Consider the following 24,446-nt stretch of genomic DNA (forward strand, 5'->3'; position numbering starts at 1 on the left):
CAACAATATTTCACCTAATATCATTGCATGTTGGAGTATTAGGGTAGATGTTTCAACTCAACATGAAGGTTTTCATTCCATCTATCATCGTATCAGTTGTAACTACTTGAATATTTTGTAGTTCGGACATTTCATGCTTTACGCACTTATAGTCCAACGTGTCGCACCTAGCCAGTAATAGAAAGGCACTGGACGTACATTTGAAGCCTTGTCCTCCACAGATGATGTATCCCTTCATATTACTCCTACGCTCTACAACCTTGCTCTGAGCCCCTTTAAACACCGCTCGTAATGTAGTAGATATCGTTAGAATTCCTTCATTAATATCACGAATAATATTAAGCAGCACATCTTTAGCACGCACAAAATCACGTGCATCATTTATTTCTGATGCTAATACAACTTTATGCAACTCATCCTTCAATTCATCTTTCATTGGTAAGCTGTGCATGAAGTCGAAAAGCGTTACTTGCCATTCGTTCATATACTCTTTTTTCTTCTCAGCTTGCAAAGCTAATTCGTCCCCGACGCTTATAATATTATTTGCTTGTTTAGAACTTAAGAGATTAAAAGATTCTAGTGAATCTCAGATTGTGGAGGGCTAATCAAGTCGTTATTGACTTCATCGACTGTCGCTCGTTGAGACACTTCCGATGGGACATTATCGTCTAAAGGTAAAATTTTATAGATGCTAGCACCTTTGATTCCGTTTAACTTTGTACCAGGTACTTTTTCGATGATGCCTAGTTCTGCCAACTTTTTAATGCTACGGTACACGGTCTTGGTAGAAATTCCAACTTGATCCGCAAAAGTTTCAGCTTTTAAATGTGAACCCCCTGGATACATTAATGAACGTGAAGCGAGTTTGAAAACGATGGCACGTTCTGATTCTGTTAAGTCAAAGTAATTTGCTGCAATGTGGTCCTCCACACTCTTATCCATATCTGCTACTGATTCAAATGTTTTGTATGCTGCTAAATATTCAAATGCCATCGTTTTCTCACCTCGCTTTCCGTTGTTATCATTTTCGACTTAGTGCCAGTTATGACCCGGTGTATAGTGCCACCAATCACCGTGCACAAAGTCGAAGGTTGAAAAGATCATCACTGACGGTATAGAAAAAGGGATGTGGATGGATTCGTTAAAAATACTCAAACCAATTTCTGAAATGAAAGAAGTTGACGGAGTAATTATCCACTGGTTGTACCCTCTTGTCGATCAGTACGGGAATGAAAAAGATGGCGAAGTCATGGTGTTCAACATCGAACGCGAAACGCTTGATAAAATTAACTGGGATAATTTCTTGACAGATAATTTCCCGAAGGTTGTAAATGATTATTTCGAACATCCAGCATTTAAGAAATGATAAGGAGTGACACAATGACTAAACATACTGTCGTCCACATCGATAAAGAAAAATCTTTAAATGAACAATGTTGGAATTAAGTGTTCGATTGACTAAGATACTTAAAAAGAATGACATTCACACGCTAGAAGACCTTATTACCAAAGACACCTTTGAACTGGAAGGAACGGGTCCAGTATTTAGAAAAGAATTAGAGGAAGTAATTAACGAGATTAAATTAGAAGTTAATAAATGAACAAAAACAACGACCTTTCCCTAATCTTTTATTAAAAGTCAAGAGATAACGTAGTGCACTTAATATATCAGTATACTTTATACAATGTGCAACATTATAATAAGCTATTTTGAAGCTGAACTAATTTTTGTATTAGTTCAGCTTTTATATCTGAAAATATTTATGAAATAAAAGTATAGTATATGTATTTTTTTATCCGTTCTTCAACTAATAGAGCAGGTTAGTTAAGTGAATAAAAGGTATATTTTTTTATAGAGGGCTAACGAGTACTTTAGTTGAACAATCTGCTGCCTTTCATGGCAGCTTGTTCAGCGATCCAATCGCTGTTTTTACGGATTAATCTCATGAATATTGCTAGAAAGTTCAGCAATATATCGATAGATAAGGAAGGCTATACATTGTAACCTATAAGTGAGGTGGTATCATTTATAAAATCGCATTGAAAAATAGAATGGTTTTGTATTATTTGGCAGGAGCCGGGATTTCACAATTGGGAAATGTAATTGCGGGGCTAGCGTTTCTTTTTTTATCCTATGAACTGACACAGTCGGCTATCCTCACTACTGTTATCGCAATTTCACAAGCTGTTCCTTACCTAATATTCGGTTTAGTCGGTGGAGCCATTGCAGATCGAGTAAACAAAAAACGCCTGTTGTTATGGATAGACATTATTCGTATACCGATCATTCTATCGTTGGTTGTTATTTATCAAATGAATCTTTTAGCTTTCTGGCATTTGCTTCTTGTGGGCTTCGTGATCCAGAGTCTGGGATGTTTTTATAATCCAGCCTACCGAGCTGTTTTGCCTCTAATTACGCCTTTAGAAAATCGAACAACTGTAAATAGTCTTTTAGATATTGTGACGAGAGGTGTACAAGTGCTTGGTCCCATTTTCAGTATTGGTCTATTAAGTTCTAGAAACACAATCCATTTTTATACACTTGATGCATTAACTTATTTAGCCAGCGGATTTTTCATCTTGAAACTCAATTGGATTGATCCTGCCAATGATTCGAATACTACAGAAAGTAAAAAAATTAATGTTTTCAGTTCCATTCGTGATTTTTTTAGTTGGGTTAAAGGAGAATATACAATTAAAACGTTGTTTATGGTTACTTTCTTGATGGTATTTTTCAATACGTGGGTTTGGCAAGTCGGATTGCTCTTGCTACTCGTGGAAACCTCCAGTAATGGAAAGGAACTATACAGTCTGCTTTTGGGCTGGTACGGCGCAGGAGTGATCGCAGTTAATCTACTGATCCCTTTTGTATGGAAAAAAATGAGCCTCTCCACTTACCTATATGGCTCTATCGTGTGGGGTGCTGGCATTTTCTTATTGGGATTTGCTTCGAATCTCTCCATCTATTTTATTGGAGTCTTGATTACAGCTATCGGTCTTCCGATAACCGGTTTAACACGGGTATACCTTATTCAAACCTTGATTCCAGCTAATAAATTAGGCAGGGCTTTTAGTTTAAATGCAGTGATTCTATATGGATCAAACGTGATCTCATTGATTTTGTTTGGTACACTATCATCAATTTTTGAAATACGTTACATCTTTATATTTTGTGGAGGTTTGATGATCCTTTGCTCATTTTTCTATTTGTTTCGTATATTCTCCTCGAAAAAAACTGGGCGGGAATCCATACAAGCGTTTAAATAACTGGTTATAAACGGCAATTGAAGAAAATCCACAGCTAGTTGAAATATCCGTAATCGTTCGATTGGTGTGAACAAGCAAGTCCTGGCTTCTAACAATTCGATATAATTGAAGCCATGAATAAGGGGAAACTCCGATGAATTCTTTAAAAAGGTGAGCGAACTGAAATTTGCTTATATCCAATATCGCTGCCATTTCTCTGAGGCTCCAAGTATGCTGAAAATCGTTTTTTAAGGCATTCATCACCTTAAAAAGAGCCGGATGGATTTCTTGAAAAGGTTGCATATTCATGTCAGTCGTATGCGAACCAATTGTTGTTTTGACCAACAGTAAACCCAATTGAGCAAAGCTGTGTTCCAAAAATATTTCTGAAGAACGGCTCCCATTCGGGCCCTCCAGTTGCATATATTGATTAACAAAAAGCACCCATTGCATAATGAGTGGGTGTTTTTGAGAGGACTGAGCAAAAAAAAGATCGTCTCGAATAAATGAAACAGAAGCAGTCATCTCGTTCAGGAATTTTGAATCCAACTCAATCAGAAATTTATGGTTATCGACTAAAATTTGCTTATGTTCATCATGGGGATTGAAGATTATGAATTCATTTTCATTTAATGAAAACTCGTTTCTCTTACTTTGGTACTGCATGGACCCTTTAATCGAGTATATAAATTTGTAGCAAGGATCATCACGCCAATGACTTTCTGTTTTTTTGAGGTCTGTGGACAATAACAAACAATTTGAGGCTTGTAGTAAAATAGACACTGATTTCACCCCTTATATCCTAAAGTTTTATATTTAGTCTAACATGAATCACCATTTTCACTTTCAAAAGTGGATGGAACATTATTTAAATTAGGTATTATGCAACTAACTAGTGCTTAAGTTAAAAAATAATGATGAAAAATACATAATCACTTATATAATGAATTGAGGAGTGTTTAGTATATGAATGTCTCTGATATAGAAAAACTTGATGTGCTTGATATACCAGGATTAATTAGGCTCTCAAATTCTGTCGGGTGGGATTATGACAAAGATGAAATTACGACAGTAATGTCTTCTGGAAGAATTTATGGTCATAAAAATGATGAAGGAGAAATAATATCAAGTGCGGCAATCATTGAATACGGTCCCAAATTAGCATCCATTGGTATGGTTATTGTTAGTCAAGAATATAAAGGAATGGGATTAGGGAGAAAAGCTACCCAAAAATGTTTAGATTCTATTCCAATTAGTACAACGGCTATGTTAATTGCGACGGAAGAAGGAAAACCTATGTATGAAAAAATGGGCTTTCATTCAATAGATTCTGTTCATAAATTTCTTTGTGATAGCTATGAACCACTAATTACAAATAGTAATCAGATTAGCAATATAAAGCCATTATGTAAGAAAGATATATCTCCATTAATAAACTTAGATATGGAGGCTTTCGGTGATACTAGAAGAACCTTTCTGATCAATAGGATCAATCAATCAAAGGAGGCTTTAGTAGTTAAAAGTCTGGATGGAAAAGTTATTGGATATGGGCTGTCTATACAAGGTCCGGTTAATCTTATATTAGGCCCTATAGTTGCTCCTGATTCTCAATCAGCATTATTAATAATTGACCAACTTTCGAGAAACTATCAAGGTAAATTAAGAATTGATGTTCCTTCCGGAAATGATGATTTTATATCTGAACTGGAGAAATACGGTTTCTCCAAAGTAAGCCAACCACCGATTATGATTAAAAATTCAAATGTATTACCATCTCGTAATAATACGTTGTATGGCATAGCTGCACAGCTATTTGGTTAATACGTTTTTGAACTATATGGGCTTTTAAAAAATAGAAATTAAGAAGTTAACATATTAATTGTTAGCTCTTTCTTTTATCGTATTCGACCAATACTGTTCATCTTTCTTATTGAACTAACGGCAGGTTAGTTCAATAAATGTTAAATTTAATAGTGGTGGTTAATTATTCGAAAGGAGAATTAATTATGATACATATTATAAAAGCCAAACCTAATCACGTTGAGGGAATATCAAAAGTTTGTAGTGATGGTTATTGGGCAACATACAGCGAAACACATTCTGAAATGTACATCAAAGGAATAATTAAAGAGTTTTATAATCACGAAAGAATACTAAAAGAGGTTTTAGAAACCAGCAAGGAATGGGGAGGATATTTTGTTGCATTAGAAGGGAACGAAGTGATTGGGGCTGGTGGAGGGGGTATGATTGAGGATACCTCTGGAGAAGTTTTTGTTTTGTATCTAAATCCTGCTAGACGTAACGAAGGTATTGGCACAATGATATTAGATGCTATTACCAAACAACAAAAGGAAGAGTTTAATGCAACGGAACAATGGGTTTCCGTTGCGAAAGGAAATCAAAAAGGAATTCCTTTCTATGAAGCAAAAGGATTTACTTTTAATCATGAACGTGATGGACATGGAATTGTTGATAGAGAAAGATATATTATATTAAGATATTGCCGTAAGATTTAATGGTTTTTTAAAAATAATCTTGTTGAACTAACGAGAGCGTTAGTTCAACAAGATAGTTAAAATAGCCTTGTTAAATTATTTTTAACAAGGCTATTTTTGTATCTCACTAATTTTCTATTTGAACTGCTTGATTACGAGCAATTCTTAACGGATGCTATTAAAGAAGGGACGATTGTAGCTAAATGGCTAACGGACTTTAAAGACTTGTGAGTAATCGTTCTTCTAGAATTCTTTACCGTCTAACTTCAGCAATCCGACAAACAGGATATCAGTATGCTTGACCTCTTTCTCAATCGCCTCTTTTGCTGCGTCTAAGTCCGAGTAAATACCAAGCTGGTTAATTCCGTTCGGATAGTCACCGTCATCGTAGTAAGCATCGTAGATAATCATCTGGCAAAACCTCCTAGAATTACTGGCTACATAACGGAGTAGCGAACCGGCTTACACATATCCTTCTGCAACTGAAGCGTCTCGGCACTCGCATAGTAAGTAATGTATTCATGCTTGCAATGAGGACAACGGAAGTAATTCTTTTCGATGCCATTCTTAACTTTTTTTGTACGGAACTTAGTGATTGTGAACGCCTTTTTACATCTAGCATCACAATGTGCAGCCATTGGTTTATTCGACATGATCACTCCTCCACAATTAATATTTACAATCAATAGCACGCACCACACCTTAGATACTGAAATAGCAATTGCTACTCTATCGACGCTATTGTGATGCGCACTATTCAATGTAAATGCATAATAAAAAGCACCCAAAATTGAGATGCTTAATCAAAAAAATATATAGTCACTTTGGTAAATCTTCTGAAACATTTTCAAATTCTAAAGAATAACCTCTGAGTTTTGCTTTCCCATGTTTATTTCTCATATGACAATTTAAAAGCAATGGAAGAGGCTGGCGAATAATGTACCGATCTATTTATTCATCATTCAGGAAAAAAATCCACCGTCAATCAAATCAAAAATTCAATGCTCCTTCCAACGTTTCCGGCATATCATATTTTAATTGTAGAGCAGTGCTCATCTCCAAAAAATTATCTTTATAAAATAACTAAAAAATCCTATTTCACAAAAATCTGTTGACGTAGATATTTATAAATCGTATCAATTTGAATTTCTGCCAAGATAAACAAAATCCATAATAGAGAGAAGCTCCACGATTTCAGACGAACTATCATTAATTTTATTATTCAAAAAAGCTGTTTTGGCTTGTTCGAAAGTTTCATACGGCTTGCCATTTTGTATTATATTATTCCCAACTAAGTTTATTTTATCAAGCGCTAATTCAAATGAATTATTAAAAGGTAGTGCACAAATTTCTATAGAAAGAAATCGTCCTTTATTATCATCGAGCCACGCAAGAGCATATTCTTTATCAAATGTTTTTAAAACAGCTAATGATAATCTATCCGCAATAATAGCGTTGGGCGATTTGTCGAAATGATAAAGCAATGTTTTGTAACGAATAATTGGAGGCAGTAAAGAAAATTGATTAAGTACAAGAGGATAGGTATTGGAATCCATAGGATATTTTATAAAATACTCGATAAAAAAGAATGCAAGTAAATCAAAAAGATGATCAATTTCCAAATTTAATTCCGCTTCGGTAAAATTTTCAATATACTGAGTATGAGTACCTGCATTTCCGAGCGGTTTTATTTTGTCGACAATGGCGATCAAATCTTGATAGCGGCTTTCCCCGAGTAATTCCTCACCTTTTTCTTTGAATGTAGGATTATAAAGTTTTCCTAGCATAAATTGTTCATTCGGATCAATGTCTAAAATTTTTCTGATAAGAATTTCAGAATATTGTCTAATACCAGCTAGCTTCCCCCTTATCGAACGGTCTATATAAAAAGTGTCGTTAAGAATATCACTAATAATATTTTGATAATCAGTATCATCGAAGTTCACTTTTAAAATCCTCCTTATGTTTCATATAAGCTAACACTCGTCCACCCTAACTATAGTTTGGATGTAGACTTTATGTATTACTTATTAAAATTCTCCATGAATTCTTCACAAATCTTTACAATGGTTTCTGTTAAATTTAACTCTTCAATTTTAATCCAAGGGAACGTTATATCCCTGTTTCGTTCCTTGGCAGAACCATAACATTCATCATCCTTAGTTTGAAAAGTCGTAATTTCCCAAAACCATTTCTCGCCATCTTTTTCGAGAATAACCATTACATTGTGAACTCTAACTGATTCCAAATTAATACACCACCCTCCACACCAATCATAGTATGAATGGAAATCTATGTCACTAACATAATTCGACATTACCAGAAGCACCTAATATGAAATGCCTTAAATTATGTATTCTTATTCCTCTTTCATATCCATTTGAATTAAATACTTACATTTTGGACAACGACAAGATAATTTATAAGTTTTCTTTTTCGGATTGAACTCATCGACCAATGCATTGACCATGCCTGGAAATGATAAAATAATAGCGAAAATTGAAATCATAATTATAGAATCTGGTTTTCCTTTGAAACCTTCAACAATTAATGTGAAGATTAAAAAGAATAAAAATAAGATTAATGCTACTGCAAGTATTATTAAACTCAAACGATTATATATATTCTTTATAGTTTTCCACATAAACATTCCCCCTCTACTTACTTACGATTATTTCCGGAAAAAGTTTCACAATAAAAAGCCACACCTGTAATGGATGTGAGCTTTTATTTGTTACATATGTTTTTATCATTATTTTTTTTTATTTCTCTATTAAAAACTCTGCGATATCTAATTCAATTAATTTCGAAGCCATATTCGATTCTACACTACTTAATGTTTCACCTAATATACTTCTCATTAATTTATCTGAGCAAACGTAATGCAATAAGGGCATAACGCTCATAGAGTTAGCAAAAGAACTGGATATCGGTTCCACTACTCTTTGGAAAGACCAACAACGTTTCGGCCGCCTTAGATACTTGGCTCCAGACAGTAAAGAAATCCGAAAAGAAAGAGTTGAAATTGTAACCGCTGCACTAAGAAAGAATCCTCATGCTACCGGAAGAGAGCTTCATGAAATAACCGGAATAAATCGAACATCCATCTATGAGATCATCAGGTCCGAGGGTTTAAAGCCCTGAGGACCTGACACATGAATACGTACTTCCTTTGGACACTATTTTTTATTCCCCTTTATTTTTCATAAGTAATGTCAGGATGAGCATCATCACATACAGTAACATGATAATGCCGAACGTATAATGATGGTTCGCCGTCCCGTCATAAACAACTGCAATCAGAAGAGGCAATAATCCCCCTATGATGAAACCGCCTGTTTGCATCATTGCAGTCCAAGAACTTGCTTCCTCAGCTGTCTTTGTCTCGTCAAGTGGTAAAAGAAGTGCTATGGGGAATAAACCGCCAAGTGGTATCCCCATGATGAATGCGCCTGCCCACATGAGTGGATGGATCCCTGTCCAGAACAGCGCGACTGCGAGCATCCCCGCAATAAGCATTAGCATAAGCCAAAACTTTCGTGCTGGAAAACGCTCCATCAGCAAAGGTAGGAGAATGTTTAAAAAGATTTGGACCGTCGTCATAATGCTAAGGAGAGTTCCCGCCTGCAGCAATGTCATTCCGGAAGAAATTGCAATTGGCGCGAGCCAAGTAATAATTGAAAAGAATGCAGATGACTGCAAACCGAAAAATAGTAAGAATAGCCATGCCTTCCGTGTTTTCCATGGGGATCTCACCTTTTTCTGTTTCCCCTTTACGACAACGGAATCGAGTTGACGTACTTCCATGTTCCCTCTCATTGCTAAAAACCAGGCAACTAGACCGAGAAGTGCTAGCATGGACCAAATACTAAGTGCAAACAAGTAGGATCCTGTTCTATCAAAAAATACAGCCGTCAGTCCTGCACTAGCTGCAGACCCGACCCCCATTCCGAAAGAATAAATTCCGATAACAGATGCAGCGCGGTCCGGGAAATACTGCTTGATCATTGCGGAAAGGAGTGGCCCGATTACTGCAATAGCGATACCTATAAGGAAGGCTGTTCCGATTAGAATTAAAAAACTGGAAATGAACCCGCGTAAAGCGGTCATTAGTCCAATTAGTATAAGCATTGCATAGATTGTATACTTCAATCCAAATTTCCGGTTCAACACCGGTGCCATTGAGGCAAAAACGCCCATACAAATGACAGGTACCGCCGTCAATAGACTCACCTGTGCATTAGATAACGTCAACTGCTCACGAATTGTTTCAAGCATGGGCCCAATGGAAGTGATAGCTGGCCTCATGTTAATGGATATCGCAAAAATCGCGAAAATAATAAGAAATGCGTTTTGTTTAGTTACTTTTTTAGACATTTCCTCGTTCCTTTCTTTCAGTAAAACAAATAGCTCTGGGCGTTCATTGCTGAGGGAAACTCTGGTCATCCCCCTAAAACGGACAAAGTAGGGTATAGTCTAGTCTATGCAAGAACTCTAATTATCCTATCTAGGATGGAAGGTTTTCTTCTCCATATTGATCAAGGAACTGTCTTTACATCACTTCAACACCATAAACAATCAAAGAAACTTGGCTTTATTCCAAGCATGTCAAGAAGAGAAAACTGCTGGGACAACACTGTAATGGAGAGTATCTTTTCACACTAAAGTGGCATGTAACACTAAATAAAATAAGTCGTCTTACAATTAAATAAATCTTCATAGACGGCTCTTTGTCATGCGTACCCAAGTGGTTCGCTATTTTTTATAATTCGAGCTTTCTGTCTAGCATAGCAAACCGTAGATTTAAAATAATAATTAGTGTGTGGTGCTGCAATCACATCACATATCCCAGTGAAAACACAAAATAACCAAACATTCAATAGAGTGTCTAGTTTACATTCTATCACGTTATGAGGGTAGTGTTCCGAATAGTGCCATGTGTGTATAGCTAACCGGAGTACTTATCCACTATAGCAAACTCTATTATTAATTCCGCCATTACCATTACCAATCCCCTCCCAGTGTTATACGAGAGGAATTCCGACTTTTTTCATTGCTCATAACTTCCCTTTTCAAACTTATATGCTGAAACCTTATAATCAATAAATGCACCAATGAACCCTATAGGTATACCGCCTGCAGAGGTTGAAAGTAAAATAATAAAAAGATCTACCCTCCCTACTTTTTGGTACAAAAAATAGAAGACTAAAACGGTTCCAATTGCTGTGAATATCACCGTGAAATAATAAGTTATATTCACACATTCTTCCTCTCCCGTCAATTTCTCACTCATACCATACCCTCATTTCTTGGAACAACAATAATGTACTTTTATTATTCACTTACTTTTGTTGTTTCAATCAATTCAGGCATGATATCCGTATTATCCTCACTCGGAAATACGTGCGCGATATGCGTTTGATATGTTTGCTATTAAGTTTATCGGATTCATATATTGCTCTTTCGCTTAATGTTCAAACTGCGTATTAAACAGTTTTCATAATATGTTCCGATTGCCTCTGTGATACTATCATTTAATACATAATGAAAGGAACTAAAGCCATGATTATATTAATACAGTTGATCAGCTCAATACCCAGCTTGTAGGGCGTGCTGCAACACCCCTTGACGTGCCTTGCAAGCTCGGGTTTCTCCAAGGGAGCTGATCCAAATGAAAAACCGTTCCAAAGCCTATACTCGCCATCAGCGAGAGAGAATCATTCAAAGAAAATGGGCAATTCTAAAAGATGCTCTGCAACGAGAAGGCGAGTCCATGCCCGTGCGTGGGACATTAAGCAAAGGAAAAGTCCATTGTTCTTGTAGAATGTGCTGCTATAAACAGTATCATGGCATCCCAAAATCTAAACATAAAGCACAATGGGAAGCGATGCAGAAGGAAATAGACGATTAAGTCTATTTCTTTTTTAATGGCTTTTTTTATTTCACATAATGTGTCCACTGTTTATCGGACCGCACATGTATCAGCGCAAGAAAGTAAATGACCCTTCACACTAAAGTGGATTCATACATATCCTGTAAAAGTATGCTACCAATGCATATTTGACATCATATAAGGAAGGATGTACTTATGAGTTCGAATATTGATTACACTTCACCAGCAACTCAGTTCACTTTTGACGTAAATGACAGTCCGATTTTCAAAAAAGACAATCAAAATTTTATTAATGTGTTAGGTATCAAACAATTAAACACATTAGAAAATGTGTCATTACTTGATATCTTTCTTAGCGCTGGCAATGTCATCGAGCCACATTACCATCAACATGCTGCAGAGCTTGTTTATTGTATTTCTGGAGCTTGTACTGTTTCATTTCTGAATCCTTTTACAAAAGAAATCCAAAATTATCCTATTACCCCTGGGCAAGTTGCAAACGTGCCGCAAGGATGGTGGCACTATATAGTAGCTACTGCTAATAACACTCATTTTTTAGGTATTTTTGATGCACCAACTCCGGAAGTAATTCTAGGGTCTGACCTCTTAAAATTAACGCCTTCGAATATTATGGCACATACCTATTGTATGGATGAGAGTCAATGGAAAAAAGCAATTGCTCCCGTTGAGCCTTCTACATTTATCGGACCCCCAAAGGACTGTAACAGAGTGAAAGAAACCACCTCATATCCAGTCCCACATTCTGTAGAGCAATACGCCGACCAAATGTGTCCATATACTTATCAAAAATAACAATTTATCGTTCTTTCTCTTTGAACGCGTCCATCCCATTCATTACTTTACTTGATGTTCGAATTGGCGACCTCCTCACTAATCTGTGGACGGGTCGCTCTAGCTTTGTTCAATTTAACCTTCTCACTGACAACGAATCGAGCTGTTGACGATTGTGTCGGTCATTTTTTCACTTCACGTTGAACTTCTTAATAGTTCTACTCCAGACTGATAATCCTCTTTTCCGGGGCCTGTACTATATCCTGCATGTTCTTCCCCTCCATTTGTCTCCTCACTCCCCTTTTCTCTATTTATGGGTAAATAAAAAAGAACGCCGGGATAGACGTTCTTGTTAATCGATTAATGCATACAGTTATTTGTTTTTTATATAGTCCATCCCTTGCGTTGTTATTGCTAATACTAGATTATCTGACCCTTGCCCACTGTCTATGGCATATTCCTTTTCGATTAGGTATTCAATAGCCAGTTTGCTGTTTAGGTCTGCATTTATCATTGCTTTGGGTAATTTATAACTTCCTCCATTATTAGCGAAATGATAATCATAAAGACTTTGTAATAGTATATCTGATAATTTATTTCTTTCTTCATTAGTCATATGTAATCCCTCCTCTTCCTTCTACCATTCGACAAATGAGGAAGGAATCCTTTAAATAAATAATCGCCAGTGGCCGACGAACGTTATAGTATTACTCGATTTCACTTAATTTCAATTCAGTAAAACTTTTTTTGATAATTTCTTCAGAATAAAAATTTATTTTCCCACATTCTGTAACCTCTTTGTATTTTACTCGGTAGCATTTATTGCTTATCCTAACAATGTCCGCATCCATCATCAATTGCGCAGTTTGAAAATCAACAATACCTTCACTGCTCCCTCTAGCTCCGAGTCCAAATTCAGTAATAGCATAAACTTTGACAGCCCCACTCATAAAACCACTCCTCTTATATCTAATACTTTAACACTCTAACACCTTAATGCTTAAATACTATAATATCCGACAAAAAAAGGAATATCAATCCTAATAAAAGGATTCAGATTGGTCATAAAAAATACACCTCTCAACCTAGGTGTTTGCTTGTTGCAGAAACAGAATCAAACCAAGATATTTTATAGAATTGATTAAAGCTGAAATTCATATATCACCTTGATTATAGCTACATAGTAATTCTGGTACCCCCTTGATGATTGCATTGGGTTCTGTATTTTCGCCCGCAGGCCTTTTAATTTTCTACCATCATCTTCAGACACATCTTGCCCAAATACCCATAACTTTCTATTCTGAGTATCCATCGATAACAAAAATTAAAGTGAAATGAATACTTTATTTTCTTGATGCTAATAAGTTAGCGCTGGAGAAACTTCACGTATTTAACTGAATCTCGCCGTTAATTTAAGATAAGCTCCTAACGTTGCACACAGATTCCCTTAAAAATATAGTCTTTTATAATAATCACTAATAGCTTAGAGTTGCTATTCAAGGGATGAAGTTCTTTCCTTAAACAAATGCACAAAATTTATATTTGAGAGAGGTAGTTAAATGAAAATCGATTCACCAAAAATACCAAACGATTTACCTACAATCAATTTCCAAGATATTTTTTACCAAGAAGATCCAGAACTTGAATTATGTATAATTAATGATTCCTTTTTTGCTAATGAAGTGTTGCATAGAGTGCGATTATCTAAAATGTCTTTAAAAAATTGTAAGTTTAACAATACTAATTTTAGTAATATCGACATTACTGATGTTATTTTTGATAACTGCGATTTTTCAAATGCTAACTTGAGTAGTTCTTCTATACATAGGACGGTATTTAAAAATTGTAAATTATTAGGTCTGGATTTTACAGAGTCTCGATTTGGCAATGTTGAGTTTGATAATTCTTCACTGAACTTAGCCTCATTCGGAAATTCAAAACTAGAAAAAGTTAAATTTCTAGACACATCATTAGTAAGCTCTGATTTTTATGATTGTATATTTAAAAACGTCGAATTTAGATTATGCAACATAAACAGTGCAAACTTTGAAAAGACACCACTTAAAGGAATCGATATTAGTAATTCTACTTTTGAATCACTTACAGTATCTCTAGCAGATCTTAAAGGCTGCAAAGTGAGTTCTTTCCAAGCAATTCAATTTGCTTCTCTTTTAGGCTTGATAGTTACTGATTGAATTTATTCTAGTTATATAATTAACTTTGCCAACTTAACTTAGACAAAAAATGGCCATTATAAAATTCCATTCTTCATAGAAGTTAGCTGACTAACAATGAGAGGGATTTTTATAATGGCACACCACTGAATACCATACAAAAACGTCAGATGTTTCTTCTATAAGATTGATGTAAGGCCCCTTTAATTGGATTTGCGTAGAAAACAATGAACACGGAATGATACTTCTCCGACCTGTAGCTCATTTATTCTGTACACTAGTTTCCTCTTTTCACCAAACACATAGAATGAATGCTCTTATTCCGAACAAACAAGAGAAGACCGTCAATAGACGATCTTCTCTTGTTCAACTATTAGATCGATTAGTGGAATATCATATTTCTTTTAAAGTTGTTTTAAACACATAACTAGTTTTGGCATACTTCATTTTATCCTCATAAAAACGGTGTGCATCTGTACGCTGTAATCCTGAAGATAAAGAAACACTTTCATAATTATTTTCTTTTGCCCATTCATGAACATATGTAAGTAGTTTTTCACCGTATCCTTTTGAACGTATATTAGTATCTGTAACCAAGTCACAAATCCAAATAAATCTGCCACTAGAAAGTGTTATCATCGGCTTCAAACCAGTAACTGCAACAATTTCACCACCATCTAGTAAAGCGAACATTTTATATCTATCATTCTCTTGCGCAGCAATTACTAGTTCAAGATAAGTATTTTCATCCAAGTGAGTTCGTAACTGCTTCATAACAGGAAATGCTTCAATAATTTCTTCGCGTGATTGAAGTTCTTTAATAGTTAACGTATCCATAAGTGGAAACTCCTTTCCAATTTTTCGCCAAATTGAATCTAACATAGTTTCTCGTCTACCTTACTTATTGAAGAAGAATCGGCTATTCTTAAAGATTTTATCCTTTATTCAACTGATGCTCCAGTAAGTTGAATAAGTATTAATTTGAACAAGCCCTAATTAAAAACACAAATACTATAATCATAATGAATGAAATAATATTTATTAAACAGCTACCACTTGGTGCACCTGTGGTTGCTTGTGCCCACGTATTATTTAAAGTGCTACCTGGATTTTTTTGTTGTTCTTTTGCCTTTAATCTTTCTCTTTCTCTTTCTCTTTCTCTTTCTTTTTCTTCTTCAGACATATCACCACCACATCCATTACATTTTTTTATTAACTACTATCAATAATTTGTTTTCCTTTTTTGATAATTCGTTATAAGTGAATGATTCATCATTACATTTTCGACAAGGATAATTTGCAAGGTCACTTTTCACTAATACGATTAAGTTGTTTCTATCGTAACGCATTTACATCTTCCCCCACACTTGTAATTCGACTTACAGTGAGGAAGTCCTCTTTTTGGTTTGATATTACGCAACTTTTTGCTTAACGTAAAAAAGCGACCCAGCCACAATTTCAATTTGTGGACAGGTAGCTTTGGTTTTGTACTTATTTAACCTTCTCATGGATAACTAGGCAACGTTGACACAACAGTGTTCTCGGATTATCCATATTAAAGACTGTCAATAGATAATCTCCTGTTGTTCGACTAATGCGCATGCTAGCCATACATGTAGCGCAAAACCAGAGCTACACCATAGAGGTTGAAAATGTGTGCTGAACGGGTATTGGGTCGATCTACTATGATGGCAGAGAAGCCCTGGCTCCAACGACCACAGTGCATCACAGACTGTCGTACCCAATATTGGCAGCACTTACGGGAGATCAATCCTACTCTGGTTACTACCCCAGCCTTGCCTATATTCTAGGGTGGGTGGATGTATGGGGATGATTTTTCATTTACCTATCCATTCCATATTATCATTCTTATAGCTCAGCTTTTTTGGTTATGCGCTATTATCAATAAGCTTATTAGCTCAATCCCCTATTTTCTTTTCGGTTTTGGTTAAGAATTTTTCCAATGCTTCACTAATATCAATATCCGTGCGGTCAGCCAAATTAATCAGCCACCACATACATTCACCAAGCTTATGTTCAAGTTCAGATTCAGTTTCTCCATTTGTTGGCCAACGCCCCTGTTGAGACATTGTTAGACGACCTACCAAACCAGCATCTGTCAGGAAAGCTAACGCATCTTCTTCTACTGTCCATTCTTTTTCATGATACTGTCGTTCCAAATTATGGTAGGTTTTTCTTATTTGTAAAGAACGTTCAACGGCTTCACTAAAATTCATATTTTTCATTTTGCTTCCTTTCTTTTATAGACATGTATGGTTCATCTGTTTGTATTTTGATAAGGGCATCTATCTTACTCCCATAAAATAAAAATAGCGCCAATTTCTCTTTAATAGAAATCAGCACTTCATTTATTCACTCTACGCTGCGTGACGCTTTTGGCGGTTGGCACACGTCACATTTACGTTGGTTATTATTATTAAATTTCGTAAATGTTTTTTCAAAGTTGCTACCACATGCACATTTAAATTGTAACTTTTGAGAAAAACCGAGATATTCAGTCGTTAACAACTTACTTTCCGAATTTTTCTCAACAAATTCTCTAATTTTATCGATCGTCCATCGTTTAATCATTCTCTTACACCTCCATATTTTATCTATAGGCGGAGGCTTTTTTTGGGCATCCGTTCAATTATGAGTTAAAGTCGTAATTATCCTAAGCTCCTCATTATAACATGAGCTGACACACAATCAAACAGATGGAAGGGATCTTATTTAACGAATCAGTCCCGCCAGTTGAATAAGAACAGAGCATTGTTCTTTATTCGCCCATATTTATACGAATACCACTTTATAATCAATGGATTTATGGTTGATTCTTAGATTGATATCTTGCTACGTCTATAATCAACTCGTTGTACTGGTTCGAGACGTTAATTCCATAATTTTGCATAAACCGAAAAACCTCGCTGATTTTCTATATCTTTAACGACTCCTGTAAATGATTCATACCGCATATGGGCAAATATCATGATTCCAACTTCTACGGCGAATTCTATTGATTCACCAATTCTCCCGCCAATTTCAAGAACATCTGTTCCTATTAGTTTTGGGCCTACCGCTGCAGCCTTTGATTTCGGTGGTTTTGGAAGTGCTACCATTTTCATCATTCTTTCTGTACCAGTCTCTTAATTCCGCTAGGTGTTCCCTAAACATCAGTGATATGGCCAACTCTTCAGCGCTCTGATCAATCACGTTGTAGCAACTCCCCTTATGCCTTGATTTTCTACCATTGCAAAATAAATACCAATCAATTCTTCCGTCCTGTTACGTAGCCGTATATTCAAGTAGCGTCTCTTGTCCTCATAGCCGCCATGAATAAATGCATACTCGGTGAACGTCCCATCTTTTCCCCTTTTAATTAACTTCATGTTTTTTCTTCGTGCATAATTATTCGTTTCTGCCAATTCAGCTCGAACGGTCTTTAACGCACTTTCAACGATATAGGTGTAAGGTGCTTTCAACTTGAATGAGCTTGTTTCAATCACTTCTCGGTCTCTCTCCAAGATACTTATAATCATCGGTAAATAAATCATATTCTCGAAATACGGTAATGCTTCTCCTGGGATTAACGGCATTAGATCACCATTCTTTCTTTATATACGATGGGAACAAGCGCCAGCACGTTATCAAGTGTAAATTTCTGATTGGGGTTACGTAGAAACACTAGGCATGGAATGATACCTCAGCGACCTGCAGTACATTGATTCTTCGTTTGCTGATTAGATTCGTCTGCAGCCATGTATATCCATATCTAGGGATTCGTCATATTCAACTGACTTAATTAACCGATTGCGTACATTCGTTCCCTGTCTTGATTCATTATACCGAATAAACGTTCGTCTAGCAAGCAAATGTAAGACCGTCAATAGAAGATCTCTTTTTGTTCAACTAACGCTCCCGGTTATTTCAAAAACTATTTCATTTGCATTAAGCTTGTCCACAAAAACTCTTCTCCGAAAAATTCACTTGGTTGAGTAATCTTTTTCATTCTCCTGAAATTAAGGATGTCAAAGTCCTTTGCTAATACTTCTTTAAGTCTCTTTTCTGTATAACCTATACCTTTATTTAAACTACCCGCTCTATAAAATTCCCAATCAGAAGTATCTAATGCACCATCTGTATTGAAGCACACCAAACCAAAATAGCCATTTGGTTTAAGTGCTTTTTTAATTACTTCTAAATATGATAACCGCCTATGTGGCGCTAAATGATGAAGTAAACCACAATCGTAAACAAAGTCATATGAATTAGGTTCAAAGGGAAAACTAAATAATGAATGGCAATAAAAGTTTATATCTACTTCATCTTTTCTTGCCCTTTCCATTGCCCAATCAATAGCATTCTGTGAAATATCTAGAGCATCCACTTTACAACCTTTTTGAGCCATATAAATAGCGTTTCTACCTGGTCCACAACCAATTTCTAGTACACGAGTTGGATTTAGACCATTCTCGTAATACTCAACTAAGTTCTCATCAGGACCTTTTATTTTAAAGAATGGTATTTCCTTATCACGATTAGAATAAAAACCTTCCCAAAATTCTCTAGGTTCTCTTAATTGATTATCTAACATATTTAATAAATCATCGTAATTTAAAATAACTTCTTTCGTCATTTTGACAACCTCTTCCTTTTAATTATGCCGAAAAATAAGTAATTGGAATAGTTAATTAGTTATTGATTACCACTCTTTAATTGATTATTTTTTTATTGTTAAGATCAAACTTGAAAACATCAATTTTTTGACCTTTATCATCTGTAATAGTCTCGACAAAACTCCATCCTCTATCTCGATAGTAATCTGAAGCATTTTCTGTTCTTAAATATAATTCTTTATAACCTAATTTCTTTATAACTTTTAAAGTTTCAGTTATCAGCTTTTTCCCTACTCCTTTACCCCGATGCTCAGGTTTTGTATATAAAGAAGCGAGCCATGGTTTGTACAAATCCCGTTCCTTTAAATCATTTTCAAATATTGATATAGTACCTGTACACTCGTTTTCTTCTATTGCAATTAAAGTAATTGGAAATCGTTCGGAATTTGTATTTGAAAAGTATATACAGACTTCTTCAAAAGTCATTTTACTACCTGTATTTACTACAAATTCTTTATATATCATATTTGAAACATCATTAACATAATCAGACCGGTTCGACAATAAATCAATAAGCATTATTATCCCCCTCGTATTTCTATACTTCTACAATAACTGATTGTTGTCCTAATCTCCCCAATAGTTGAAGAAAAACAGAGCATCGCTCTTTATTCGTCCTGATTCATACGAATACCTTTTTAATTCGACAAACAAAAAAGGCACCCACTCTACTCTGTATGATTAAAGACAAGAAATTGTACATGATGTTTTATTACATCATAGATTGTTTATAATGTTACACATATTATTAATATGCACATTACCAAAAGGAAATTTTAGAGGTATACATTTTTATTTTACAATTACAAAGTGCTTACTCCCCTTTTTTAGTGGCTAGAGGAAGAAATTAACTATCGGGAAAACCGGGTGGGATGGAATGAATCGGAAGGAAAGATACGAGTAGCTGTTGAGGATTATTTGCTGCATGAAATGAGCTGTAAGGTTCGTGATAAAGATCGTTTCGTTTTATGAATTTAACAAACAAACGCCCTAATACCATTGATTAATAGCGGTTGAAAATACATTGTGAAAAATCAAGAGCGATGGGTAACTAATCAATTTGAGCAGTTCAAATAGAAGCCGCTCACTCTATAAGAGGGTCAAAAACCTATCTTGGAGCAATGTATAGGCGTACAGCAGCACGGAAAGGAAAAAAACGTGCAGGTATTTCTGTCGCCATGCCATTTTGAAGATTGCCTATTATCTCTTAATACGCAAAGAAATTTATGTAGACTTAGGCGAAGATTATTTCGACAAACAAAAACAACAATCCATTGTACGGTATTCTGTTCGAAGGCTCGAAAACTTAGGGTACAACATTACAATCACTGAACCAGAAGTCTCCTAATCCAACAAATAATCTGAGTCAGGAACTAGACGCTGCACTCTTTTTTAAAAAATATTGAGCAGTATCTCCTTTAGTGTTGTCATTTTTGCGAAGTTTGGCGTTTAATTTTCATTGGAGTTCAAGTAAAAAAGGAGATGCTTTAGCAACTCTATGATCTTCCACTTAAGCAGCCTTTCTTTAATGGAATAACAATGAATTGAAAAGTTCTACCAGAGAGGTTCTTCTTCATTGCATAATTAATAAATGAATGGCATATGAACGGTTGCTAAAGCCAGCAAAATAACATTGATTCCTATAATACTAGAATAGGATAGATGCGAAGTTAATAAAAAGAATTGAATAATAAGGACTGGAAGATATAAAAGAGAAGCACGTACCCTTTATTTTGCAGATAAATACTGGACACCTTCACAATAAGGACATCTCAAATTGATTCTAAATACCTGAGTGATCGTGTCTTTCCAACTCCATTTCCGACCACAATTCTGACAAGTTGGTATTTATACAACTTCCCTCTTTATTTAGTATCCTGCCCCGTAAGCTTAAAAAGTGTAAATGGCAACAAAAAATAAAAATGCTGCTGCAAGGATAAAAGATATCGCACTTGTTTTCTTTTTTGCTTGTAGTTCCGAAATCCCCGTAACCAACATAAACACACCTAAGAACAACATCATATATGGCATAAACTCAAAGTTTTTAGTAATTAGACCATAACCTGCTAATGCTATAACAATAACTGATAAGATAACTTTTATTATTTTCAATATTTCCATCTCCCCTATTAAGCCCCTGTACAATTTCTTGTTTAATCATATTATTTCGAACTCTTTTTTGTTATAAAAATGGAATCCCTTATTGAACTAACATGCTGCGTTAGTTCAATAAAGGAAAATGAGAGGTATCATTAAACTTATTTAAAACATTCTGCTGAAAACTATTTTGACTTAGAACTGTAATACCTCCTACTGATGAAGAAAAGTATGCGTTAACAATCCTTTTAGGTTCAAATTTCATCCACCAAGCTATAATATAACCCAAAGTACCACCATGTGTGACAATCAATAAATTTCCCCCCTTTTCCATTTCATATATCCTATCCATACAACTACAAACACGACTATAAAACTCTCTCCATGTCTCTCCATCTTTAAATTCTTGATAATCTAAATCAAATCCACTATTTTTCCTTGGTATTCTATTTTCTCTTGCCCAATCCTTTGTTTTTCCTGCTGCAACACCAGTATTTATTTCACGAAGTCCTTTATTTTTGATGACTTTTAAGTTTATCTGATTGCCAATTATTTCTGCTGTTTGTGCTGCTCTTAATAAATCAGATGAATAAAAAGCATATTCGTTATTATCTACTATTTCCTCTTTTAATTTGTCCCCTATAAGTTTTGCTTGTTTTCTCCCTAAATCTGTTAAAGGTGTATCTGTCCATCCTCCTGACATGTTATTTATATGGTGTTCTGATTGACAATGCTGTATCAAGATAATGTTGCTCATTCAGACTTCCCTCCCCTAAAAATTAATTTATTTCAAATTATCCTCACTTGTAGAATTATATCAATATTTTAATATCTTATTAAGCTAAACTGCTTCGTTAGTTCAACAAGAAAAAAAGCTAACTAAGACCTCTCGATCTTAAACTAAAGCATCCGTTAGTCTGACCCCCATGATCCCGGTGCATCACAGACTGTCGCACTCTATACGAATAGGACTCACGGGAGATTAGTCCTACTCTGGTTATTGCACCAGCCTGCCTTTATTCTATGAAGAATGGAGTTGGTTACTGACTAACTTTCAACTTAATATAATCATTTTGTAGGCTCAGTCTTTTTTTAAAAAACTATTACTGAGTCTTTTTTTTATGCCATTTTATTGATTTTGAGAGTTCTTTAATTTTCATGGGAGTTTAATAAAAGATATTGTAACACTACTAAAATAATTTCCCTATTCAGTTAGATAGTTCCCTAATTCGAGTCTGCTTTTTCTTTCTTTCCAATGCTATAACCAAGTACAATACCTAAGATAAGGAAAATTAATACATCCATTTCAAAATCTTTTGTTATCAAACTTAATACTACCGCTGCCACAACTGCCCCTAAGATTGCTTATAATAAATTTTTCACAAATCGCCCTCCCTCAACCGCGTAAGTTCAGATTGATTTAATATTATAATTTTATACTAACATTTATTTATTATAGTTGAAATGTATTATTCAACTATAATGCCCCGTTAGCCATACATGTAGCGCAAAGTCAGCGCTACACCACAGAGGATGAAAATGTGTACAGAACGGGTATTGGATATTTAGGCTAGGAGAGGAAGGTCGATCAACTATGGTGCCATAGAGCCCATCCGTTAGTCTGACTCCAACGACCACGGTGCATCACAGAATGTCGCTCCCTTACGAGTAGCACTCATGGGAGATTAATCCTACTCTAGTTGTTGCACTAGCCTCCAATACTATTCGCCGTAGAAAGGATGATTACAATGGAAGTAATCATTGAGCATGCATGCGGTATGGACGTTCATAAAGATTCGATTACTGCGTGTATTATGACTCCAAAAGGAAAGGAGATTCGAATGTTTTCTACCAAGACTGTATTTCTATTACAGTTGATTGACTGGATTAAGGAGCATTAGTGTACCCACGTCGCGATGGAAAGTACAGACGTCTTTTGGAAGCCTATCGTTAACATACTAGAATCTGAGAATATTGAGTTTCTAGTCGTGAATGCCCAACATATGAAAGTAGTGCGGGTCGCAAAACCGATGTGAAGGATGCCGAATGGATTGCCAAGTTACTTCGTCATGGACTACTCAAAGCGAGTTTTATTCCTGATCGAAATCAACGGGAACTTCGGGGTTGGTTCGCTATCATCGCAGCATTATTGAAGAGCGTGCAAGACAACATAATCGGATTCAACAAATGTTAGAAGGAAGCGAATATCAAGTTGGGCTCCGTAGTCTCCGATATTATGGGTGTTTCAGCTCGTGACATGCTTAATGCCATCGCAGATGGCGAGGATGATCCTATAAAACTTGCGCGCTTCGCTCGACGTACAATGAAAAAGAAAAAAGATGATCTTGAACTCGCTCTTCGTGGATACATCAATTCACACCAACGGCTCATGATAAAAACCATTCTCACTCATATTGACTTTCTAAGTGAGCAAGTTGAGCTACTAAACCAGGAAGTAGCTTCTAGACTATCCTCACACCAAGAAGATATTGAGCGGTTGGATTCTATTCCTGGCATTGCCACACGTATGGCTGAATAAATCTTAGCTGAAGTCGGAACCGATGTCGGAAATCAATTTCAAAGCTCTTACCATCTATGTTCCTGGCCATAACGAAAGTGCTGGCAAAAGGAAATCCACGAATATGAAAAAAGGAAACAAATATTTAAAGTCAGCTTTATATAGAAGCCGCTCACTCAATAAGAGGGTCAAAAACCTATCTTGGAGTCATGTATAGGCGCACTGCAGCACGAAAAGGTAAAAAACGTGCAGGTATTTCAGTCACCCATGCCATTTTAAGGATCGCCTATTATCTCTTAACACGCAAAGAGATGTATGTAGACTTTGGCGAAGATTATTTCGACAAACAAAAACAACAATCCATTGTACGGTATTCTGTTCGAAGGCTCGAAAACTTAGGGTACAACGTTACAATCACTGAACCAGAAGTCTCCTAATCCAACAAATAATCTGAGTCAGGAACTAGACGCTGCACTCTTTTTTAAAAATATTGAGCAGCGTCTCCTTTAGCGTTGTCATTTTTGCGAAGTTTGGCATTTAATTTTTATGGGAGTT

The 24,446-nt window shown here is 35.6% G+C and carries 30 protein-coding genes and 1 pseudogene; 9 read left to right on the forward strand and 22 right to left on the reverse strand.

Annotation, left to right across the window (positions count from 1 at the left end):
• Window positions 1-52: 52 nt before the first annotated feature.
• On the reverse strand, window positions 53-511 hold the full coding sequence (locus AZE41_RS23290) for a hypothetical protein (RefSeq protein ID WP_067209494.1): 459 nt from the start codon (window positions 509-511) through the stop codon (window positions 53-55).
• A 65-nt stretch (window positions 512-576) separates the two neighbouring features.
• Window positions 577-993 (reverse strand): helix-turn-helix domain-containing protein, encoded by a 417-nt coding sequence (locus tag AZE41_RS23295; protein ID WP_067209496.1) that lies wholly within the window; start codon window positions 991-993, stop codon window positions 577-579.
• 139 nt (window positions 994-1,132) lie between these two features.
• On the opposite strand from AZE41_RS23295, the gene AZE41_RS11620 reads away from it, so the two are divergent.
• The 3 genes from AZE41_RS11620 (at window position 1,133) to AZE41_RS11625 (ending at window position 3,267) form a co-directional block, all read left to right on the forward strand.
• On the forward strand, window positions 1,133-1,366 hold the full coding sequence (locus AZE41_RS11620) for a hypothetical protein (protein WP_067209501.1): 234 nt from the start codon (window positions 1,133-1,135) through the stop codon (window positions 1,364-1,366).
• A gap of 67 nt (window positions 1,367-1,433) precedes the next feature.
• Window positions 1,434-1,601: a DNA-directed RNA polymerase subunit alpha C-terminal domain-containing protein gene (locus tag AZE41_RS23685; protein ID WP_082786579.1), complete on the forward strand. Its 168-nt coding sequence runs from the start codon at window positions 1,434-1,436 to the stop codon at window positions 1,599-1,601.
• 490 nt (window positions 1,602-2,091) lie between these two features.
• Entirely contained in the window at window positions 2,092-3,267 is a 1,176-nt protein-coding gene (locus AZE41_RS11625; protein WP_231885668.1) for an MFS transporter, read from the forward strand.
• On the opposite strand, the gene AZE41_RS23300 is transcribed toward AZE41_RS11625, so the two are convergent.
• The gene (locus AZE41_RS23300; protein ID WP_231885669.1) at window positions 3,196-4,029 is read right to left on the reverse strand and encodes a response regulator transcription factor; all 834 of its coding nucleotides are present in this window, start codon (window positions 4,027-4,029) and stop codon (window positions 3,196-3,198) included. The two genes, AZE41_RS11625 and AZE41_RS23300, sit on opposite strands and share 72 nt — an antisense overlap.
• A 183-nt stretch (window positions 4,030-4,212) precedes the next feature.
• Between AZE41_RS23300 and AZE41_RS11635 the strand changes: the two genes are divergently transcribed.
• Window positions 4,213-5,067, forward strand: coding sequence for a GNAT family N-acetyltransferase (locus AZE41_RS11635; protein WP_067209505.1), 855 nt, complete (start codon window positions 4,213-4,215; stop codon window positions 5,065-5,067).
• 185 nt (window positions 5,068-5,252) lie between these two features.
• The gene (locus AZE41_RS11640) at window positions 5,253-5,762 is read left to right on the forward strand and encodes a GNAT family N-acetyltransferase (protein WP_067209507.1); all 510 of its coding nucleotides are present in this window, start codon (window positions 5,253-5,255) and stop codon (window positions 5,760-5,762) included.
• 222 nt (window positions 5,763-5,984) lie between these two features.
• On the opposite strand, the gene AZE41_RS22725 is transcribed toward AZE41_RS11640, so the two are convergent.
• From AZE41_RS22725 to AZE41_RS11670, 7 genes are all read right to left on the reverse strand, one after another.
• Window positions 5,985-6,152, reverse strand: coding sequence for a hypothetical protein (locus AZE41_RS22725; RefSeq protein ID WP_156476030.1), 168 nt, complete (start codon window positions 6,150-6,152; stop codon window positions 5,985-5,987).
• 26 nt (window positions 6,153-6,178) lie between these two features.
• Window positions 6,179-6,394, reverse strand: a complete 216-nt coding sequence (locus AZE41_RS11645) for a hypothetical protein (RefSeq protein WP_067209509.1) — start codon at window positions 6,392-6,394, stop codon at window positions 6,179-6,181.
• Window positions 6,395-6,877: 483 nt separating this feature from the next.
• Window positions 6,878-7,687 (reverse strand): hypothetical protein, encoded by an 810-nt coding sequence (locus AZE41_RS11650; protein WP_197485311.1) that lies wholly within the window; start codon window positions 7,685-7,687, stop codon window positions 6,878-6,880.
• Between the two features lie 77 nt (window positions 7,688-7,764).
• Window positions 7,765-7,989: a hypothetical protein gene (locus tag AZE41_RS11655; protein ID WP_067209514.1), complete on the reverse strand. Its 225-nt coding sequence runs from the start codon at window positions 7,987-7,989 to the stop codon at window positions 7,765-7,767.
• A gap of 111 nt (window positions 7,990-8,100) precedes the next feature.
• Window positions 8,101-8,385: a hypothetical protein gene (locus AZE41_RS11660; RefSeq protein WP_067209516.1), complete on the reverse strand. Its 285-nt coding sequence runs from the start codon at window positions 8,383-8,385 to the stop codon at window positions 8,101-8,103.
• 542 nt (window positions 8,386-8,927) lie between these two features.
• Entirely contained in the window at window positions 8,928-10,187 is a 1,260-nt protein-coding gene (locus tag AZE41_RS11665; protein ID WP_231885670.1) for an MFS transporter, read from the reverse strand.
• 604 nt (window positions 10,188-10,791) lie between these two features.
• Window positions 10,792-11,034 (reverse strand): hypothetical protein, encoded by a 243-nt coding sequence (locus AZE41_RS11670; RefSeq protein ID WP_067209519.1) that lies wholly within the window; start codon window positions 11,032-11,034, stop codon window positions 10,792-10,794.
• 378 nt (window positions 11,035-11,412) lie between these two features.
• Between AZE41_RS11670 and AZE41_RS11675 the strand changes: the two genes are divergently transcribed.
• Together AZE41_RS11675 and AZE41_RS11680 are read left to right on the forward strand one after the other, a co-directional pair.
• The gene (locus AZE41_RS11675) at window positions 11,413-11,652 is read left to right on the forward strand and encodes a hypothetical protein (protein ID WP_067209521.1); all 240 of its coding nucleotides are present in this window, start codon (window positions 11,413-11,415) and stop codon (window positions 11,650-11,652) included.
• Between the two features lie 177 nt (window positions 11,653-11,829).
• The gene (locus AZE41_RS11680; RefSeq protein WP_067209523.1) at window positions 11,830-12,447 is read left to right on the forward strand and encodes a cupin domain-containing protein; all 618 of its coding nucleotides are present in this window, start codon (window positions 11,830-11,832) and stop codon (window positions 12,445-12,447) included.
• A gap of 352 nt (window positions 12,448-12,799) precedes the next feature.
• Here the strand turns inward: AZE41_RS11680 and AZE41_RS11685 are convergent, their stop codons facing one another.
• Window positions 12,800-13,042: a hypothetical protein gene (locus tag AZE41_RS11685; protein ID WP_067209525.1), complete on the reverse strand. Its 243-nt coding sequence runs from the start codon at window positions 13,040-13,042 to the stop codon at window positions 12,800-12,802.
• A 91-nt stretch (window positions 13,043-13,133) separates the two neighbouring features.
• Window positions 13,134-13,376 (reverse strand): hypothetical protein, encoded by a 243-nt coding sequence (locus AZE41_RS11690; RefSeq protein WP_067209527.1) that lies wholly within the window; start codon window positions 13,374-13,376, stop codon window positions 13,134-13,136.
• 609 nt (window positions 13,377-13,985) lie between these two features.
• Here AZE41_RS11690 and AZE41_RS11695 point away from each other — a divergent pair.
• Window positions 13,986-14,621 carry a pentapeptide repeat-containing protein gene (locus AZE41_RS11695; protein WP_067209530.1) on the forward strand — a complete coding sequence of 212 codons (636 nt, stop codon included), beginning with the start codon at window positions 13,986-13,988 and terminating at the stop codon, window positions 14,619-14,621.
• Window positions 14,622-14,993: 372 nt separating this feature from the next.
• Here the strand turns inward: AZE41_RS11695 and AZE41_RS11700 are convergent, their stop codons facing one another.
• From AZE41_RS11700 to AZE41_RS11745, 10 genes are all read right to left on the reverse strand, one after another.
• Entirely contained in the window at window positions 14,994-15,437 is a 444-nt protein-coding gene (locus tag AZE41_RS11700; protein WP_067213951.1) for a GNAT family N-acetyltransferase, read from the reverse strand.
• Window positions 15,438-15,576: 139 nt separating this feature from the next.
• Complete coding sequence (locus tag AZE41_RS11705; RefSeq protein ID WP_067209533.1) at window positions 15,577-15,783, reverse strand: hypothetical protein; 207 nt, start codon at window positions 15,781-15,783, stop codon at window positions 15,577-15,579.
• A 736-nt stretch (window positions 15,784-16,519) separates the two neighbouring features.
• Window positions 16,520-16,846 (reverse strand): MazG-like protein, encoded by a 327-nt coding sequence (locus tag AZE41_RS11710; RefSeq protein ID WP_067209536.1) that lies wholly within the window; start codon window positions 16,844-16,846, stop codon window positions 16,520-16,522.
• A gap of 127 nt (window positions 16,847-16,973) precedes the next feature.
• On the reverse strand, window positions 16,974-17,192 hold the full coding sequence (locus tag AZE41_RS11715) for a hypothetical protein (RefSeq protein ID WP_067209539.1): 219 nt from the start codon (window positions 17,190-17,192) through the stop codon (window positions 16,974-16,976).
• A gap of 299 nt (window positions 17,193-17,491) precedes the next feature.
• Window positions 17,492-17,728: a hypothetical protein gene (locus AZE41_RS11720; RefSeq protein ID WP_067209543.1), complete on the reverse strand. Its 237-nt coding sequence runs from the start codon at window positions 17,726-17,728 to the stop codon at window positions 17,492-17,494.
• Window positions 17,729-17,809: 81 nt separating this feature from the next.
• Window positions 17,810-18,196 (reverse strand): YhjD family protein, encoded by a 387-nt coding sequence (locus tag AZE41_RS11725; protein WP_067209546.1) that lies wholly within the window; start codon window positions 18,194-18,196, stop codon window positions 17,810-17,812.
• Between the two features lie 338 nt (window positions 18,197-18,534).
• On the reverse strand, window positions 18,535-19,236 hold the full coding sequence (locus tag AZE41_RS11730) for a class I SAM-dependent methyltransferase (protein ID WP_067209548.1): 702 nt from the start codon (window positions 19,234-19,236) through the stop codon (window positions 18,535-18,537).
• A 76-nt stretch (window positions 19,237-19,312) separates the two neighbouring features.
• Entirely contained in the window at window positions 19,313-19,795 is a 483-nt protein-coding gene (locus tag AZE41_RS11735) for a GNAT family N-acetyltransferase (protein WP_067209550.1), read from the reverse strand.
• Between the two features lie 1,371 nt (window positions 19,796-21,166).
• Window positions 21,167-21,397, reverse strand: a complete 231-nt coding sequence (locus AZE41_RS11740; protein WP_231885671.1) for a DUF3953 domain-containing protein — start codon at window positions 21,395-21,397, stop codon at window positions 21,167-21,169.
• 100 nt (window positions 21,398-21,497) lie between these two features.
• Window positions 21,498-22,130: a histidine phosphatase family protein gene (locus AZE41_RS11745; protein ID WP_067209552.1), complete on the reverse strand. Its 633-nt coding sequence runs from the start codon at window positions 22,128-22,130 to the stop codon at window positions 21,498-21,500.
• 991 nt (window positions 22,131-23,121) lie between these two features.
• Here AZE41_RS11745 and AZE41_RS22225 point away from each other — a divergent pair.
• Window positions 23,122-24,328 (forward strand): annotated as a pseudogene (locus tag AZE41_RS22225) (IS110 family RNA-guided transposase).
• Window positions 24,329-24,446 lie beyond the last annotated feature (118 nt).

The sequence above is a fragment of the Sporosarcina psychrophila genome (assembly GCF_001590685.1).
Classification (GTDB): domain Bacteria; phylum Bacillota; class Bacilli; order Bacillales_A; family Planococcaceae; genus Sporosarcina; species Sporosarcina psychrophila.